General features: G+C 26.7%; 15 protein-coding genes and 2 tRNA genes. 7 read left to right on the top strand and 10 right to left on the bottom strand.

The genetic code is table 11. From position 1 onward, the window contains the following. Position 1: 1 nt before the first annotated feature. Positions 2-1,339 carry a CCA tRNA nucleotidyltransferase gene (locus I4V51_RS10945; protein ID WP_195988472.1) on the bottom strand — a complete coding sequence of 446 codons (1,338 nt, stop codon included), beginning with the start codon at positions 1,337-1,339 and terminating at the stop codon, positions 2-4. A gap of 132 nt (positions 1,340-1,471) precedes the next feature. Beyond that, entirely contained in the window at positions 1,472-2,674 is a 1,203-nt protein-coding gene (locus tag I4V51_RS10940) for a L,D-transpeptidase family protein (RefSeq protein WP_195988471.1), read from the bottom strand. 177 nt (positions 2,675-2,851) lie between these two features. Here I4V51_RS10940 and I4V51_RS10935 point away from each other — a divergent pair, with 177 nt between their 5' ends. The 3 genes from I4V51_RS10935 to I4V51_RS10925 all read left to right on the top strand — a co-directional run bounded on the left by I4V51_RS10935 (position 2,852) and on the right by I4V51_RS10925 (position 5,010). Then, positions 2,852-3,631 (top strand): DUF1189 family protein, encoded by a 780-nt coding sequence (locus I4V51_RS10935; RefSeq protein WP_195988470.1) that lies wholly within the window; start codon positions 2,852-2,854, stop codon positions 3,629-3,631. Between the two features lie 69 nt (positions 3,632-3,700). After that, positions 3,701-3,775, top strand: a tRNA-Arg gene (locus I4V51_RS10930). A gap of 101 nt (positions 3,776-3,876) precedes the next feature. Beyond that, positions 3,877-5,010, top strand: a complete 1,134-nt coding sequence (locus tag I4V51_RS10925; protein ID WP_195988469.1) for a DUF1887 family CARF protein — start codon at positions 3,877-3,879, stop codon at positions 5,008-5,010. A gap of 23 nt (positions 5,011-5,033) precedes the next feature. Here the strand turns inward: I4V51_RS10925 and I4V51_RS10920 are convergent, their stop codons facing one another. Next, positions 5,034-5,924 (bottom strand): phosphatidylserine decarboxylase, encoded by an 891-nt coding sequence (locus tag I4V51_RS10920; RefSeq protein WP_195988468.1) that lies wholly within the window; start codon positions 5,922-5,924, stop codon positions 5,034-5,036. 205 nt (positions 5,925-6,129) lie between these two features. Here I4V51_RS10920 and I4V51_RS10915 point away from each other — a divergent pair, with 205 nt between their 5' ends. Then, entirely contained in the window at positions 6,130-6,690 is a 561-nt protein-coding gene (locus tag I4V51_RS10915) for a TetR/AcrR family transcriptional regulator (RefSeq protein WP_195988467.1), read from the top strand. A 37-nt stretch (positions 6,691-6,727) separates the two neighbouring features. On the opposite strand, the gene I4V51_RS10910 is transcribed toward I4V51_RS10915, so the two are convergent. From I4V51_RS10910 to I4V51_RS10895, 4 genes are all read right to left on the bottom strand, one after another. Further along, the gene (locus I4V51_RS10910) at positions 6,728-8,317 is read right to left on the bottom strand and encodes an ATP-binding cassette domain-containing protein (protein ID WP_195988466.1); all 1,590 of its coding nucleotides are present in this window, start codon (positions 8,315-8,317) and stop codon (positions 6,728-6,730) included. A gap of 225 nt (positions 8,318-8,542) precedes the next feature. Beyond that, positions 8,543-10,078 carry a cardiolipin synthase gene (gene cls, locus I4V51_RS10905; RefSeq protein WP_207745950.1) on the bottom strand — a complete coding sequence of 512 codons (1,536 nt, stop codon included), beginning with the start codon at positions 10,076-10,078 and terminating at the stop codon, positions 8,543-8,545. 150 nt (positions 10,079-10,228) lie between these two features. Then, positions 10,229-10,444, bottom strand: a complete 216-nt coding sequence (locus I4V51_RS10900) for a DUF4351 domain-containing protein (protein WP_195988465.1) — start codon at positions 10,442-10,444, stop codon at positions 10,229-10,231. A 28-nt stretch (positions 10,445-10,472) separates the two neighbouring features. Further along, on the bottom strand, positions 10,473-11,120 hold the full coding sequence (locus tag I4V51_RS10895; RefSeq protein WP_195988464.1) for a hemolysin III family protein: 648 nt from the start codon (positions 11,118-11,120) through the stop codon (positions 10,473-10,475). A 217-nt stretch (positions 11,121-11,337) separates the two neighbouring features. Between I4V51_RS10895 and I4V51_RS10890 the strand changes: the two genes are divergently transcribed. Further along, positions 11,338-11,910, top strand: a complete 573-nt coding sequence (locus I4V51_RS10890) for a DUF1836 domain-containing protein (protein WP_207745949.1) — start codon at positions 11,338-11,340, stop codon at positions 11,908-11,910. A gap of 3 nt (positions 11,911-11,913) precedes the next feature. Beyond that, the gene (locus I4V51_RS10885; protein ID WP_195988462.1) at positions 11,914-13,605 is read left to right on the top strand and encodes an ABC-ATPase domain-containing protein; all 1,692 of its coding nucleotides are present in this window, start codon (positions 11,914-11,916) and stop codon (positions 13,603-13,605) included. Positions 13,606-13,667: 62 nt separating this feature from the next. On the opposite strand, the gene I4V51_RS10880 is transcribed toward I4V51_RS10885, so the two are convergent. Beyond that, entirely contained in the window at positions 13,668-15,335 is a 1,668-nt protein-coding gene (locus tag I4V51_RS10880; RefSeq protein WP_195988461.1) for an FAD-dependent oxidoreductase, read from the bottom strand. Positions 15,336-15,472: 137 nt separating this feature from the next. Then, a complete protein-coding gene (gene ahpC, locus I4V51_RS10875; protein ID WP_195988460.1) occupies positions 15,473-16,036 on the bottom strand; it encodes an alkyl hydroperoxide reductase subunit C in 564 nt (187 codons plus the stop codon). Between the two features lie 216 nt (positions 16,037-16,252). On the opposite strand from ahpC, the gene I4V51_RS10870 reads away from it, so the two are divergent. Beyond that, positions 16,253-16,327, top strand: a tRNA-Glu gene (locus I4V51_RS10870). Between the two features lie 125 nt (positions 16,328-16,452). On the opposite strand, the gene I4V51_RS10865 is transcribed toward I4V51_RS10870, so the two are convergent. Then, positions 16,453-17,829, bottom strand: a complete 1,377-nt coding sequence (locus tag I4V51_RS10865; RefSeq protein ID WP_195988459.1) for a YjiH family protein — start codon at positions 17,827-17,829, stop codon at positions 16,453-16,455. Between the last annotated feature and the right edge of the window lie 6 nt (positions 17,830-17,835).

Here is a 17,835-nt window from a genome sequence, read left to right as displayed (position 1 = left end):
GTTAAAGAAAGTTTTTAGCAATTTCTAAAAGGCTTTCTTTATTATTTAAAGTAGTATCATCTAAAACACTGTCTAATAAAAAAGTTAATATTTCTCCAATAATTTTTCCGGGTTTAATATTTAAATTTGTCATTAAATCAGAACCGGTAATAGCTAAATCTTTAATATAAAGAGGATCATTATTTTCAAGAATTAACCTTACTCTATTAGAAATATAATCTACCTTTTTTAAGAACGGAACTGGATCCCATAATGAATTTATATCAGCTCTTTGAAGTTCGAAAAGTGTAAATATATTTTCAGTACCAACACGTCTTAATAATCTTTTAATTTCACCATCTGTTGGCATATAATTTACATCTAAAACTAAATGGTCATAAATAATCTTAGAAACTTTATCTATAGTATTATTATCAAATTTTAACCTTGATAATATTGGTTTACACATTATTGCACCTTCTTGAGCATGACCAGGGAAGTAACAATGCCCATTAGGTAATTGTTTTAAAGTATTAAGTTTACCAACGTCATGAAAGAGTGCTGATAATCTTAATATTAAATCATTATTTGTATTATTAATAACATTTAGTGTATGACTAAAAACGTCTTTATTATGATTATTACAAAGTGGAGTATAGCCAATTAAACTATGAATTTCAGGAATAATTATTTCTAAGATTCCTGTATCTTTAAGTAAATTTAATCCGTCACAAGGATTATTAGAAACTAATATTTTACATAACTCATCTCTAATTCTTTCAATACTGATATTTTTTATTAAATTATAGTTTGCTTTTATAGCTAAATATGTTGCTTCATCAATTTTAAAACCTAATTGACAACTAAATCTTATAGCTCTTAACATTCTTAAAGCATCTTCTTGAAAGCGCTTATTAGGATCACCAACAGCTTTAATTATTTTTTTATTTATATCTTCTATACCATTAAAATAATCTAACAAACCAACTTTATTATTGTAAGCAAGTGCATTAACTGTGAAATCACGTCTTGATAAATCATCTTTTATATTTGACACAAATTCAACGGATTCAGGGTGACGATTATCAATATAATTCCCTTCAGTTCTATATGTAGTAACCTCTAGATTTTCATTATTTAAAATTACTGTGACAGTTCCATGCTGTATTCCTGTTGGAACTGTTTTTTTAAATAATGATTCTGTTATGTTAGGAAGAGCTGAGGTAGTAATATCATAGTCTTTGGGTGTTAATCCTAACAAGCAATCTCTAACACACCCTCCAACCATAAAAGCTTCGTAATTATTTTTATAAAAAGTATCTATAATAAATTGAACATTATCAGGTATATTAATAAACATAAAAATCATCCTTTAAATTAAGTATTATTAATATATTTTACCATAAAGATTATGTAAAAAGTTAATAGTAAAAAAATACGGATATATATCAAAATTATTTATAAATAATTTAAAGATATATATCCTTTAATTTTAATTAATTATAACTTTTGTACCAGATTCTATGTTATTATAAATCCATTTAGCATCTTCTGTTTTCAACCGAATACAACCATGAGAAGCTGGAGTTCCTAAAGTATTATCTACAACTTCGCTTTGGTCTTCGTTATAAGGAACAGAATGGAATAAATAATCTCCAGAGAATTGAACCCAATATTTTCCCCCTTGTTCATATTTATCTGAATAGAACCAATCACCACGTTCGCGTACATCGAAAATTCCTGTTGGAGTTTTTTCAGTATCTATACCAGTAGAACAAGTAAAAGATTTAACTGTATCCCATTTATTCATGGAACCTTTATAAACATATGTAATTTGATCAGCTAAATTTACGTATACTAAGTAAGGGGTTAAACTTTCTATATTTAATGTATTTATATTACTACTTGTAATTGCTTGAAGTAGTTGACTAGAAGTTAAAGTTAAATTTTGAGCATCATTAGAACCTATAGAAGCTAAATAATTTTCCTTAGCTTCAGCTATAGAGCTAATTTTACTAGTAATATCGGCATCGTCTTGAGATATTATAGAAGTATCAACATTAGACAATAAATTAATAGCTTTGGTATAATAATCATCTTTAACTAAAGCATCGGCTTCTTTAAATAAGCCATCCTTATAATCGTTTATGCATTTGTCTATGTATTTAGTTGCGTCACTATAATATTTTGAAGAGTCAGGTATCTTATTTAAAAAATCTATAGCAGCAGTAAAATTACCACTATTACAATTATCTAATCCCAAATCTAAAATTGCTTTATAGTCAGAATCACTTTCTGGAATATAAGTATCATCTAATGAAATTATTACTTTATTTAAAGATGAATTTAATACATTATAACTTTTGATTTCATTTAATACTAATAAGGCTTTTGATTTATCATCTTCATTATCTAAAACAGAATTACATATATCTTTTACTACAGATGAAAAATATGTGTTTAAATCTTTATTTAAAGTTTTCTTTTTCAATTTTAAATAAAGATTATCTTCTGAAATGGTTTGTTTTGCAGCAGTAAAATCGCAATTGTTAAATTTAGAAAAAAAACTTTCTGTAATTGAAGAATACTTATAGTTTATATAGTAATTAGCAGCTAATACTAGTAATAAGCCAGCAAAAATAATTGTAATAATTTTAAAAATACTTCTTTTAGGTTTTCGAAATAAATTATTCAATTAAATACCTCCTTTTATTTTATTATTAATACTTGACTAATTTATTTGTTTTTAAACCCAGAATGAGTAAATTTACAAAAAGTACACAAGAAAAATTAGTAAAATATGTTATAATTAAAGGGTGAAAATTAGCATTATTAATTTAATATACTTACAAACTAGACTTATGGAGGAGCAATGAGTAATAAAATAAAAATGAGAAATAAATTTATTTTTAGTATTAACCCTAAAAAATATGTTTATTTATATAAAGAAAAAATAAGTAAGGCATTTTTATATATTTTAGTGCTTTCTATAATTATTGGACTAATTCAAGGTGCGATGAGTACCATGGTTATTTCAGGATTAGAAAAAACATCAAAAATGATTTTAGAACAAGATGAAGTTCAATTTGAAATGAAGGATGGCATATTAGATTTTAAAACATCGCCAATTAAGGATGAAGAAGGCCAGGCATTGCTATATATAGATACAAGCAAGGGGGTTGAAGAATTAGATGCTTTAAGAAGTATAACTGTTCATAAGGATATAGTAACGGTATTGCTTAGGGATGGTTTCATGATTAAGAATGGATCAGAGGATATAACATATAAATATTCTGATTTAGGTTTAGATAAAATAGATTTTAATAATGATTTTTTAATAAATGCGTTAGAAAAGGTTGATATAGTTAAATATATAATTATTCCAATTATGATAATTATTAATTTTATTCAATTAATAATATATGCAGTATTAATATCATTAGTTGGAGTATTAAGTAATCTAATTGCAAATAGAAAAATAGAATATGGTAAGTTATTTAATCTTTCATTATATGCAGTTACATTACCAGCAATAATTAATTTAATATTCCCAATAGGAGGATATTCTATATTAATAGGTGGAATTATATTAATGTTTGGATTGAGCTATATATCTTTTTATAACGAAAAGCAAGATATAGAAAGCAATTAATTAAATGTAAAAAATTTTAATTGTTGAAAAATAATAATTTTTGTGTTAACATAGATTTGTTAACACTATGGAGCGTTAGTTAAACGGATATAACACGCCGCTACGGACGGCGCATTAAGGGTTCGATTCCTTTACGCTCTGCCATTAAAGAACTGTTGAAATTCAACAGTTCTTTTTTTTTATTTATAAAATTTAATATTAGTAGGAAAACTATTTATATAGTTAAAATAAAGAGGTATAGATATATGATTGATATATTAATAAATCAAGTAGATGAACATAATGAAAATAGTATCCTAGCAACTCAAGAATTTAATCCCAAAGTAATTTATTTTATAAAGGATAATAATTCAGAAGAAAAAATGAAAAGTCTTAGATTATATTATGAAAAAAACTTTAAGTCAGTTAAAATTGAAGAGTTTATAATAAAAGAGGGAAATCAACAAGAATTAGAAAAAATTATAGATAGTATAAAGGATAAAAATATTCTTATTAATTTAACTGGAGGAAAAAGAATAAATTCATTGATTTTATTAAATCTTAGTATGAGTAATAATATTACAGCTTTATATATAGATATAAAGAAGAAAGTATTGTATGAGTTTAAGGATAATATAAAAATATATGAAAAAACTTTTGAGGATTTAGAGATTGATGACATTGTAAAAGCTTCAGGTGGAAAAATTGTTGAGGATTCTTCAGAGTTATGTAATAAAAAGGATTTAATTTATTTTTCTGAAAAAATATCTAGTAATTTAGATTTATGGCATAAATATAAGCAACAGTTATATGAGGCAAATATATTCGAGCATGATGCAAATGAGGGAAAAAAAATTTACATTCATACTGAGGGATTAGAGAAAGAGGAAGTAATTTTATTAAATAAGATATTATCTAAACTTGAGGAAATGAAAGAAATTAATTATAGAAAACAAAATGATAAGATAACAGTTAATTTTAATAATGATTATTTAAAGGCTTTTATTTTTAAAAGTGGAACATGGCTTGAGATAGAGACTAATAAATTAATTAATAAAATAGAAGAAGTTGATGAGTCTAAAAATGGAGTAATGTTTTTATGGAATGATGAAAATCAATCAGTAAGAAATGAGTTAGACGTTGTTGCGGTAAAGGATTGTGTTCCAATTTTCATTTCTTGTAAAGATAGCGACAAATATAATGAGATGGCACTAAATGAATTAAATGTATATGCTTCTAAGTTTGGTGGAGAAAATTCTTATAAAATATTAGTAGCAACAAAAGAGCCAATAAAATCACCAGTAAAAATAAGAGCAAAGGAAATGGGAATTCATTTGATTATATTTGATGGTAATGAAGATAAGTTTATTAAAGAAGTTAAAGCTATTATTAATAAATAAAAATAACTAAAGTGCTAAGCACTTTAGTTATTTTTTTCTCCAATCTTTTCCCCCATAATAACTTTTGTTTCAAAGCCAAATGAAGATTGAATAAGTATATCATCATCTATGTTTACTGTATTTGGTTTAAAGAAAAGTATTGTAGTAGAGCCACCAAATTTAAAGTATCCTTTTTCATCGCCTTTAGAAACTTTTTCATTTGGTTTATAACTTTGTATTATAGAGCCCACACAAGTTGCACCTACTTCAACATGAATTATATCACCAAAGTTTTCAGAATGAAATACAGACCATTCACGTTTATTCTGACAATAAAGTTTGGGGATTTTTTCTAATGCAGTAGGATTTACAGAATAGTAATTTCCTCTAACTATATTAGATTTTTCACAAACACCATAATCAATAAAATGTAATCTATGATAGTCTGTAGGACATAATCTTAAAACTAAACAAGTACCCCCATTATATTCATTTGCAATAGTATCATCTTCTATTAATTCAGAAAGGCTGTAGTTAATGCCTTTTACTTGTATTAAGGAATCTATATTTATATTAGTATAAGCTAATAAACGACCATCACCAGGAGAAATTAATATATTTTTATCATAATCAATAGGTCTTGCTTCTGGGATAAGCTTTCTTACAAAAAAGTCATTAAAATTTTTAAAGTCAGAAGGATCAGTAGTACATATATCCATATCAATATTAAAACCTTTAATAAAAGAAGGAATTTTTTTTATACTAAGTTTACTGTCACAATAATTACCATATAACTTAGAAAAAAGTTTTCTTTTTATAAATAATTCAACTAAGCCTTTACCTATTGGAGATTCATATGCCCATTTTATGTATTTTTCGCCTGCAACATCTTCAGTATCATATTTATTTGTTTTTCTATTATAGACTTGTATCATAAATTTACCTCATATTAATTAGTGGAATAAGAAAAATACTATTATATATATATGTGAAAATATAATATATTCTTATAATATATTAACATATTTTCTTTTAATAGTTTATTAACATTAATATAATAGAAAAATTATTTGAAACTATAGAGTTAAAACTATAGAATAAGTTTAAGGGAAAGAGTTTAATTATGTTATGGAGGAAAATATGAGTATAGAAACAAAAATAATAAAAGCAACAATAGATATCTTTAAAGAAAAAGGTGTTAAATTTACAATGGATGATATTGCTACTAAGCTAGGTGTTAGCAAAAGAACACTTTATGAAAATGTAGATAGTAAAGAATGTTTATTAAATTTAATAGTAGATACTGTATTTGATTCTATAGCTGAAGAAAGCAAGCAAATAATTAATGATAAAAACATAGATGATATAGAAAGATTAAAAAGGTTATTAACTATATTACCTACATCATTTAAAACAATTGATTATACTAAGATTTATGAAATAAGAAAGTTCTATCCTAAAATTTATGAAAAGATAATAGATAAGTTGGATTCTGGATGGGAACCAACAGGTGAATTGATTAATAAGTGTATAGAAAAAGGATTAATTAAAAGGGTAAATTTAACTTTAATGAAAAGTGTTTTAATTGGTGGTATAAGAAACTTATTGGAAGATGATTATTTATACAAGGAGAATTTAGAGTATCAAGAAGTAATGAAAGATATTGTAGATATAATGTTTGAAGGTTTAGTTATTAGATAAAAATTATATAAAAAAGCCAGCAAAGCTGGCTTTTTTATTATTCACCGAATTTTTCTAAGAATTCGTCATATGTCATTGTTCTATCTAAGATAGATCCATCATCATTTATTCTTATTATTCTATTTGCAACTGTTTGAACAAATTGGTGATCATGAGAAGCAAATAATACGTTGCTGCTATAATCCTTTAATCCATTATTTACAGCAGTGATTGATTCAAGATCTAAGTGGTTAGTAGGACCATCTAAAATTAATACATTTGCACTAGAAAGCATCATTCTAGAAAGCATACATCTAACTTTTTCTCCTCCAGATAATACATTAGCTTCTTTTAAAGCTTCTTCTCCAGAGAATAACATTCTTCCTAAGAATCCTCTAATATAACTTTCAGATTTTTCTTCAGAGAATTGTCTTAACCAGTCAACTAAGCTTAACTTACAATCGTTGAAGAATTCAGAGTTATCTTTAGGGAAGTATGCTTTAGTTATAGTGATTCCCCATTTGAATTCACCAGTATCAGCTTCCATTTCTCCGTTTATAATTTTAAATAAAGTTGTGATTGCAATTTCATTACCAACAAAAGCAATTTTTTCATCTTTATTTACTCTGAAGCTTACGTTATCTAAAACTTTAACTCCATCAACAGTTTTAGACAATCCTTCAACTACTAATATATCATTACCAACTTCTCTTTCAGGTTTGAATCCAACGAAAGGATATCTTCTGCTTGATGGTTGGATATCGTCTAAAGTAATTTTATCTAGTAACTTCTTACGAGATGTTGCTTGCTTAGATTTAGAAGCATTAGCACTAAATCTTGCGATGAAGTCTTGTAATTCTTTAATTTTTTCTTCTTTCTTTTTGTTTTGATCTTTAGCCATAGCTGTAGCTAATTGACTTGATTCATACCAGAAGTCGTAGTTACCAACGTATAATTTAATCTTACCAAAGTCAACGTCAGCCATATGAGTACAAACTTCGTTTAAGAAGTGTCTATCATGCGATACTACTATAACTGTACCTTCAAAGTCACCTAAGAAAGTTTGTAACCATTTAATAGATTTAATATCTAAGTGGTTAGTAGGCTCATCTAAAATTAAGATTCCTGGATTACCAAATAGAGCTTGGGCAAGTAAAACTTTAACTTTTTCAGCCCCAGTTAATTCTGACATTAATTTATAATGTGCATCAGTTCCGATTCCTAAACCTTGTAATAATGATGATGCTTCAGATTCAGCTTCCCAACCATTTAATTCAGCAAACTCACCTTCTAATTCAGCAGCTTTAATTCCGTCTTCATCTGAAAAGTCAGGTTTAGCATATAAAGCATCTTTTTCTTTCATTATTGTATGTAATCTTTCATTACCCATTATAACTGTTTCTAAAACAGGAAATTCATCATATTTATAATGGTCCTGACTTAATACAGACATTCTTGTATTTGGAGCAATTATAACCTCACCAGTGTTTGGTTCAACCTCTCCTGATAATATTTTTAAGAATGTAGATTTTCCAGCCCCGTTAGCTCCAATGACACCGTAACAGTTACCAGGAGTAAATTTGATGTTAACATCTTCAAATAATTTACGAGAACCGTATCTTAAACTTACATTTAAAACATTTATCACTCAACATACCTCATTTCATTTATTATTCTTTCGCTATTATAACATAAAGTTTTTATCTTTTCATTGAAATATGCAATATTATATCAGTGAATTAGTGAGAATTTTTCAAAAAAAATCATTGTAAAATTTTTATATACAAAAAATGATTTAATATCGAAAAAAAGAATTAATATAAAAAGTTGTAATAAAAAAGAAAAAGCCGAAAACTTTTCGACTTTTTCTTTTTTACATTAAAGGTGCAAATATAGTTATTACAGAATATATGGCACGTTTATATAAAGGAATAGAATTCCATAAGTCTGTAGTAACTTCTTCAGAAACCTTAAGTATTTCTATAAAATCATCACGTACTTCAAGAACACTATTTGTTTTATATAAAAAAGTAGCACATTCAAATTGAAGATATAGGCTACGGTAATCAAGATTAATAGTTCCAACAACTGCATAATCATCATCTACTACGATAGTTTTTGCATGGATGAATCCAGGGGTATATTCATATATCTTAACACCGGATTCAATTAAAGCGTTATAGTTTGAACGAGTCATACCATGAACATACCACTTATCTCCAATATGAGGAGTTACAATACACACATCAACACCTCTTTTGGCTGCTTGACATAATGCAGTACGAGTTTCATTATCTATTATTAAATAGGGGCTTGTAATATGTATGTAATCCTTAGCCTGATTAATTAAATTTAAATATACTGTTTCTCCAACTTCTTCATTACTCATTGGATTATCTGTATAAGGTTGAACATATCCATCATTATAAAAGTCTTCTTTGTAATGTACATGAGGACGATATTTTTCGAAATCTTCTTTTGTTTTATAAAGATTCTCCCACATAGTTAAAAACATTACAGTAAAGCTCCATACAGCATCACCTTTTAAAAGAATAGCTGTATCTTTCCAATGGCCATGAATATTTATTGCATTAATGTATTCGTCAGCTAAGTTAATTCCACCATTAAAGGCTGTATGTCCATCAATAATTATAATTTTACGATGATCACGATTATTCATTCTTATAGATAATGACGGGACAAAAGGATTAAATACACAACATTTTATGCCGAAAGATTCTAATTTTTTTGCATAGCCAGATGGTAATAAAAATAAACAACCAAAATCATCATAAATAACACGAACATCTAATCCAGTAGCGGCTTTCTCTTTTAAAATATCTAGTATTGTATCCCACATTTTACCTTCTTGAATAATAAAATATTCTAAAAATATGTAGTGTTTAGCATTTTGTAGTTCTTCAATTAAACGCTCAAATTTACGCTCCCCTAGATTTAAATATTCAGTTTTGGTATTTTTATAAATTGGACAATGTGCATATTTAGTGATGTAACTAGATTGATTTGAGGCTAATTTATTTTTAAGTAATATTTCATTATTTACTAGAGTGTTTTGGTCTAAATATAATTTTAAGTCTTCAGTAATTGGAGCGAATTTTTTTGAAATTTTATTATGGGTAAATTTACTACCAAATAAAAGATAAAATATTCCTCCGAATATAGGAAAAAGTAAAATTGGTATAATCCAAGCTATCTTGTATCCTGGATTTGAGTTATTATTAAGAATAAAAAATACACAGGTTAAGCTTAATACACTACAGATTCCATAAAAATAAACAAAATAATTTTGAAAGTTAATCATAAAAAGAATTAATATTAATAGTTGTATAAATATTAATAAACCAATAATACCAACTCTGCCTAATAAAATTTTTAAAGTGTTTTTCAATGTTCTCGCCCCCGATTAAGTTTAATAATTATTAAATAATGTATAATGAAAAATATTATAACAAATAATATAATTGATTTAAATAATATTTATTTAAGACATAAAAATACTCACAATGAAATTTATTGTGAGTATTTTTTATAATAATAATTAATTTAGATATTTATTTAAATCATCCATATTTTCTATTGTAAAAATATTCAAAGCAACATTAATAATTTTACTATTATCTAAATCTTCGAGTTTATTAAGTTGCAAATCAGAAATTTTACCAAGTTTCTTTTTTAACAACTGAATTAGCAATAAATATTGCCCGCGTTCTATACCAATCTCTACACCTTCTTCATATAAATCAAAATTAAGCATTATATATACCTCTCATAAATGAATTTAATTATATTACATAAGTAAATACACAAATAAAGTGACTTAAGCTACCAAGCAATATGAAGATATGGAATATTTCATGAAATCCCCAATTACCTATTTTTAACTTTTCAGATTTTGTAGCATAAATAATACCACCTATTGTATAAAGAATTCCTCCAAGGACCAACCAAAATAAACTTATTCCAGGTAAAATTGCAGCTAAAGGTTTAATCATAAATAAAGCAGCCCATCCCATACCGATATACATAGCACTATCTACCCAACAAGGACAATTAAACCAACAAAGTTTAAAGATAATTCCTGCAATAGCAAGAGTAATCATTATTATGAACATAGTAACACCAAACTTACCACCAATAGAAAGCAAGCAGAATGGTGCATAAGATCCAGCAATTAGAACAAAGATCATTGAATGATCAAGTTTTTTAAATATAGAAATTACTTTTTCACTGGAAATTATTCCGTGGTAAGTTCCAGAAGTTGTATATAAAAGAATTAAACTAATTCCAAAAATAGCTACAGATAATATTGTGATACTAGATGCATTTGATGATATAGCTTTAATTAGCATTGCTATTAAAGCTATAAAAGATAATCCAGCTCCTGCAAAATGAGTTATAGAGTTAATTGGTTCTCTCAATTTTTTATACATAATAAACACCTCTCAATTCAATATGTAGTTTTGAAAACTACATGATATTATATTAATATTATTTATTATATGTGCAAAAGAGTCAAAGTTTATAATAGGAGATTTAAGGAAATTATCATTAAATACATCTGTTTTTCTTGCAAATATTAGAAAATACTATTATTATTAAAATATAATAGTGATAAGAGATAGTTTTTAAAACTATATGGAGGATGTCATGGAAATACTAGATGTATTAAATAATTTACAATTACAAAGCAATATAAAATTAGATGAAATACCCGAGATAGATTTATATATGGATCAAGTAATACAGTTATTTGAATCAAAATTAAATGAACAAAAAAGAAATGAAGATGAAAAAATATTAACAAAAACGATGATTAATAATTATGCTAAAGGTAAATTACTATTACCAATAAAAAATAAGAAGTATTCAAAGGAACATATAATATTAATGTCTTTAATTTATAATTTAAAAGGTGTTTTATCAATTAATGATATAAAACTATGTTTAGATCAAATTATAAATAAATCAGAAGAAGATAATTATCCATTAAGAGAAATGTATTCTTGTTTTTTAGATGAGTGTAGGGAAGATGAAAATAATTTTATTGCTGGTGTAAATAATAAAATAGAAAAAATAAGTAATAAAGTTGATGAAAATAAAAAATTAGATGGTGAGTTTGAAAAGAAGTTTTTAATATTATGTTCTTTAGTAAATATGAGTAATATGTATAGAAGAATGAGTGAAAAGTTAATTGATGAATTTTTTGTTGAACAGGAGTAATTTATGAAAAATCTAAATGATTTAAAAAGAGAATTAGATAGAATTAATGGTCGTGGATATAAATGTTATAAGGATTTAGAAGGTCAATATAAATTTAATAACTATGTATTAAGTATAGATTATGTTCAGGGTGATCCTTTCGCATCGCCTTCGCGGGTTAGGGTAATAGTTGAAAATAAAGTTAATAAATTTCCAGGGCAATTATTTAATGAGAAATACAAGAGAATTGCATTATGTGATTTTTTAAATAGGTTATTTAGTAAAAATATATATAAATATAGTGAAAAAATATTTGGGTCAGGGAAAAGTGGGCTCTTAGAAATAAGTAGATGTACTCAACAAATATTAGAAAGAACTTCAATAATAATTGATAATGATAAAGTTGAAGCTAGATTTTATATAGGATTTCCTGCTAAAGGAAGAAGTGTATTATCTTCTGAATTAGAAAAAATATTATTTAATGTTTTACCTAACATAGTAGAAAATACTTTAATTTATAATAATATAAATGTTAAAGCATTAAGTGATAGAATAGATTTAGTTGAGGATCAAGAATTTATTAGATGTGAGCTTAATAAGAGAAAATTAATAGCATTTGTAGCTAATAATTCTATTTTACCAAGAGAAAGTGGGGTTTCACAGAAACCATTAAAAAATGGTAAGAAGTTTATATCACCTAAGGAGTTAGAAGTAGAATTTAATGTGCCTAATAAAGGAATAATTAAAGGCATGGGAATTCCAGAAGGAATAACACTAATAATTGGTGGGGGGTATCATGGAAAGTCTACATTGTTAAGAGCACTAGAACTTGGGATATACAATCATATTGAAGGTGATGGAAGAGAATTTGTTATTACAGATAATACTGCATTAAAAGTTAGAGCTGAAGATGGTAGAGCAATAACTAAAACAGATATATCGTTATTTATAAATAATCTCCCTAATGGAAAAGATACAGTGAATTTTTATACAGAAAATGCAAGTGGCAGTACATCACAAGCAGCTAATATAATTGAAGGAATTGAAAGTGAAACAAAATTATTTTTAATTGATGAAGATACATCAGCAACTAATTTTATGATTAGAGATAGTATTATGCAACAGCTTATAGCAAAGGATAAAGAACCAATAACACCATTTATTGATGTTGCAAGAAGTCTTTATAATAAAAAAGGTATATCTACAATTTTAGTAGCTGGGAGTTCAGGGGATTTCTTCGATATTGCGGATTTAGTTATTCAAATGGATAATTACGAACCCTTTGAAGTAACGGAAAAGGCTAAAGCTTTAAGCAAAGGAAATATAGAGCATAATAAAGATATAAATATTAATATAGATTTTAATAGAGTACTTCTTAAAGGAACAATAGAAAGTGGACCTAAAGGAGTTAAAGTCAAAACATTAGGTAAGGATGGAATTTCTATTAATAGAGAAAATATAGATTTACGTGCTGTTGAACAAATAGTAGATAGTGAACAGTTAAATACCATTGGTGCCATAATGAAATATGTTGAAAATAGATTTATGGGAAAAGATTCAACATTAATTGAAATTACAGATAAAATTATTAAAGAAATAAATACGAATCTTATTGGAATTGACAATGCTAGAGGTGGCTATGGAAGTCTTGCTATGGTTAGAAAGCAAGAAATTATATGTGCATATAATAGATATAGAAAATTAAGATTAAAGTAAATTGAGAGTAGATAGATTTGTGTTTTACACAAATTCATCTACTCTCCCATCTACTCTCCTTGCTATTTTATTAAATTTATAATTTCATCTATTTTTTTCGCACCAAAATATATTTTTTCATCATTTACTATTATTGCAGGAACACTCATAACTTTAAATTTATCTTTTATTTCCTTAAAGTTAGATATATCTATCATTTCAGACTCAATATTTTTATTATTTATAGCAATTTTTTGAGCTGATACAACAACATCAGGGCATAAGTGGCAAGATAATGACACACAAACTTTAATATTAGTAGAGTTAGAAATTTCATTAATATTATTTAAAGTTTCTTCTGGAATTTGTTGACCAGGCCCAGCTAAATTATACATTGCCAAAATAAATGAATTTAATTCATGTCCCCCTGGTACTCCATGGAATTTTACACCACTATAGTTATTTTCTTTATCTAAAAGTGCTATTACTGGATATTTATTTGCATTTATTTTAGTTTCAATATCTAAATTTTCACCAACTTTATATATTTCAGTAGATATCTTTTCACCTAAATCAGCAATATCTAATATTAAATCTTTTAATTCAATAGATTTAGCATTTGATTCATCTACAATTGATACAAGAGTAATTTTACTTTCAAATTTTTCTAAAATACCTTTAAGTTGATTTCTTAAAGAATCATTTAAAAGAGAACTTTTTCTAGAAACATTACCTAAAGAATTATTTTCAATAATTTTATTTTCTTTAACAGGTTTCTTAGGAGAATAAGTATCTTCTTTAATTCCTAATTTGTCCTTTAATTCAATAACATATCTTTCTGCGGTTGTTGCCGCAATTGCACCATCAGCTACAGCAGTAACAATTTGTCTTAATTGCTTAGGTCTTAAATCTCCCGCAACGTATATTCCATCAATATTAGTTTCCATATTTTCATTAGTTAGAATATAACCGAATTTATCTAAATCTAATATATTTTTAAATAAGTTACTTTTAGGAGCATATCCAACGAAAACAAATATTCCAAACGCGTTATCTTCTTTTTTGGCATGATATTCAAAAGTTTCACCAGTTTTATTATTGATAAACTTTGCATAGTTTACCATGTCTTCACCATTAGCTTCAAGGATTTCTGTATTAAATTTAACTTCAATTTTAGGATGAGATAAAACTTTATCTGCAATTGATTTTGCACATGTAAATTCAGGTTCTCTTGCTATTACAGTAACTTTTGAAGCAAATTTAGTTAGGAATATAGCTTCTTCAGCAGCTGCAAATCCAGCACCTATTACAAATACCTCTAATCCTTCAAAGAATTGTCCATCACAAGTTGAACAATAAGCAACACCTCTACCAGTAAATTCATCTTCACCTTTAAAGCCAAGTTTTCTAGGAGAAGCACCAGTTGCTATTATTACCGACCTACCTTTTACTTCACCTTTATCTGTTTTTAAAGTTTTAACTTCACCTTCTAAATATACTTCTGTAACTTCAGCAGATATAAAGCTTACACCAAAGTCTTCAGCTTGCTCTCTCATTTCAGACATTAATTTTGGACCGTTACTATTTTTTGCTCCTGGATAGTTAGAAATATCAAAGGTTTTATTTACTTGACCACCTATTTCAGATTTTTCTATGATAAGTGTATTTAATTTAGCTCTTCCTGCATAAATACTTGCTGAAAGACCAGCAGGACCTCCACCTATTATTAATAAATCATATATATCATTCATTTAATATACCTCCTAACATTAAATATTTTGCATTAATATCAAAACATTTTTAAATTATCAATTTTAAATAATTTAAAGATATCTTGAGAATAATAAGATTTGAATAAAAAGAGTGGATGTACCACTCTTTTTATTTATTAAAGTTTTCCTACTAAATCTAAGCTTGGTGTTAATGTTTCTTCACCTGGTTGCCATTTAGCTGGGCAAACTTGATCTCCGTGCTCTGCAACAAATTGAGCAGCTTGAACTTTTCTTAATAATTCTTCAGCACTTCTTCCGATTCCTAAATCATGGATTTCGTATGCTTTAATCTTACCTTCTGGATTAATAACGAATGATCCTCTTAAAGCTAAACCTTCTTCTTCAATCATAACTTCGAAATTTCTAGCTAATTTACCAGTTGGATCAGCTAACATAGGATATTTAATTTTTCCAATTGTATCAGATGTATCAGCCCATGCTTTATGAACGAAGTGAGTATCTGTAGACACTGAGTAAACTTCACAACCGATTTCTTGGAATTTAGCATAGTTATCAGCTAATTCTCCTAATTCTGTTGGGCAAACAAATGTAAAATCTGCTGGATAAAACACTACTACAGACCAATGACCTTTTAATGAATCTGAAGTAACTTCTACGAATTCCCCATTGTGATATGCTTGAACCTTAAAATCTGAAACTTTTTTATTTATTAATGACATAATAAAACCTCCTGATATTTCATTTCAAATGATAGTTATTATCATTTATCTCTTGTAACTAATAATAATTATTACTTAATAAAAAGTCAAGAGTTTTTAAATAAATTTTTTATTTTACGAAAAAATAGTTAAAAAGATAATAATTGGAAAAAAATATCTAGTATATTTAAAAGAAATATGGTAATATTAATACTGTAAGGAATTTATTTACAATAAGGCTTGTTGGTCAAGAGGTCAAGACGTCACCCTCTCACGGTGAAATCAGGGGTTCGATTCCCCTACAGGTCACCATTATCAAGGATTTAGGAGTTAAACTATAAGTTTGCTCCTTTTTTTAGTGAATATTAGATGATTTAAAAATAATGAAATAGATTAAAATAAAAAAGCTGCCGCATTTGCGACAGCTTTTAAATATATTAATAAATAAAGTTTGCTATTAAAACTATAACTGGTAAAGTTATTAAAGTTCTTTCTATAAAAATAATTATTAATTCTTTTATATTTATTGGAATTTTTGAACCTAATAAAACTCCACCAACTTCAGACATATATACAAGTTGAGTTACAGAAACTGCAGCAACTATAAATCTTGTCATTTCACTAGTTATAGTTGTTGAGGCAACAACTGAAGGTAATAGCATATCTGCAAAACCAACTACTAATGTTTGAGAAGCTTGAAGCGCTTCAGGCACTTGTAACAATTGAAGTATTGGAACAAAAGGTAAACCTAAAATTCTAAATACAGGAGTGTAATTTGCTATTATAAGAGCAATTGTTGCCATACACATAACAACAGGAAGAACACCAATCCACATATCTAAAACATTTTTAGAACCATCAATAAAGAATTCTTTAACACTAGAATTCTTTCTAGCCTTTGTTATAGCTTGCTCATATCCCCATGAAAAAGGAGTATATCCTTCAGGAATAGATTCATCTATTTTTTTAGTTTCACCGTTATAATAAGTATCTTTCTTTTTCGATAATGGATAAATTCTTGGAACTATTACAGCAGCAACTATACCAGCAAAAGTAACTGTTAAATAGAATGGCACAAACATATTACCAAGTCCAACGGTATTTATTACAACTAAACTAAATGTTATTGAAACAGCAGAAAATGTAGTACTTATAGTGGCTGCTTCTCTTTCAGTATAGAATCCATCTTCATATTGTTTATTAGTTAGCATTATTCCTAATGTACCATCACCTAACCAAGAAGTAATACAGTCAATTGATGAACGACCAGGTAATTTAAATACTGGTCTCATTACCTTAGTTAATAAAGAACCAAAGAATTCTAATAAACCAAAGTTAAGTAATAGTGGTAGAAATAATCCTGCAAATAAGAATATAGAGAATAGTACAGTTAAAAGGTCGTGTAATACAAATGAACCAGTATCTGCACTTATTATCATTTCAGGTCCTATTTTAAATGCTGCAAGAACTCCAAATATCCCACCAAGAACTCTAGCTGTTAACCATAAAGGTGTAGTATTAAAAAGTGAATTTAATAATTTATTATTAGTAATAAATTTAGGCTTAAATAATGTTGTTACTAAGCTAATTATAGCAGATACAGTTAATGTTCCAGTAATTATATATACTAGATATTCACCAAGAAAATTTACTAACATTCCTGAGAAAATAGCTATTGGAATTGTTACATCGCCTTCATGTTTTATTGGAATCATAAATAATAGCACACCAATAATTGAAGGAATTATAAATTTTAAGTTATCTTTTAATGTAACTTTATTATTATCAAATGGTTTAAATTTTGAAATTTCCATTTTATC

Origin of the sequence: Clostridium sp. D53t1_180928_C8 (assembly GCF_015667795.1) — a bacterium.
GTDB lineage: Bacteria > Bacillota > Clostridia > Clostridiales > Clostridiaceae > Clostridium.
Note: the sequence above shows the minus strand (reverse complement) of the source record. Positions and strands in the feature narration are given on the sequence as shown.

Excerpts from the sequence above, each read along its gene's own strand:
- I4V51_RS10945 (WP_195988472.1), bottom strand. The coding sequence starts at position 1,339 with ATGTTTATTAATATACCTGATAATGTTCAATTTATTATAGATACTTTT.
- I4V51_RS10935 (WP_195988470.1), top strand. The coding sequence starts at position 2,852 with ATGAGTAATAAAATAAAAATGAGAAATAAATTTATTTTTAGTATTAAC.
- I4V51_RS10925 (WP_195988469.1), top strand. The coding sequence starts at position 3,877 with ATGATTGATATATTAATAAATCAAGTAGATGAACATAATGAAAATAGT.
- I4V51_RS10920 (WP_195988468.1), bottom strand. The coding sequence starts at position 5,924 with ATGATACAAGTCTATAATAGAAAAACAAATAAATATGATACTGAAGAT.
- I4V51_RS10915 (WP_195988467.1), top strand. The coding sequence starts at position 6,130 with ATGAGTATAGAAACAAAAATAATAAAAGCAACAATAGATATCTTTAAA.
- I4V51_RS10900 (WP_195988465.1), bottom strand. The coding sequence starts at position 10,444 with ATGCTTAATTTTGATTTATATGAAGAAGGTGTAGAGATTGGTATAGAA.
- I4V51_RS10895 (WP_195988464.1), bottom strand. The coding sequence starts at position 11,120 with ATGTATAAAAAATTGAGAGAACCAATTAACTCTATAACTCATTTTGCA.
- I4V51_RS10890 (WP_207745949.1), top strand. The coding sequence starts at position 11,338 with ATGGAAATACTAGATGTATTAAATAATTTACAATTACAAAGCAATATA.
- I4V51_RS10885 (WP_195988462.1), top strand. The coding sequence starts at position 11,914 with ATGAAAAATCTAAATGATTTAAAAAGAGAATTAGATAGAATTAATGGT.
- I4V51_RS10880 (WP_195988461.1), bottom strand. The coding sequence starts at position 15,335 with ATGAATGATATATATGATTTATTAATAATAGGTGGAGGTCCTGCTGGT.
- ahpC (WP_195988460.1), bottom strand. The coding sequence starts at position 16,036 with ATGTCATTAATAAATAAAAAAGTTTCAGATTTTAAGGTTCAAGCATAT.
- I4V51_RS10865 (WP_195988459.1), bottom strand. The coding sequence starts at position 17,829 with ATGGAAATTTCAAAATTTAAACCATTTGATAATAATAAAGTTACATTA.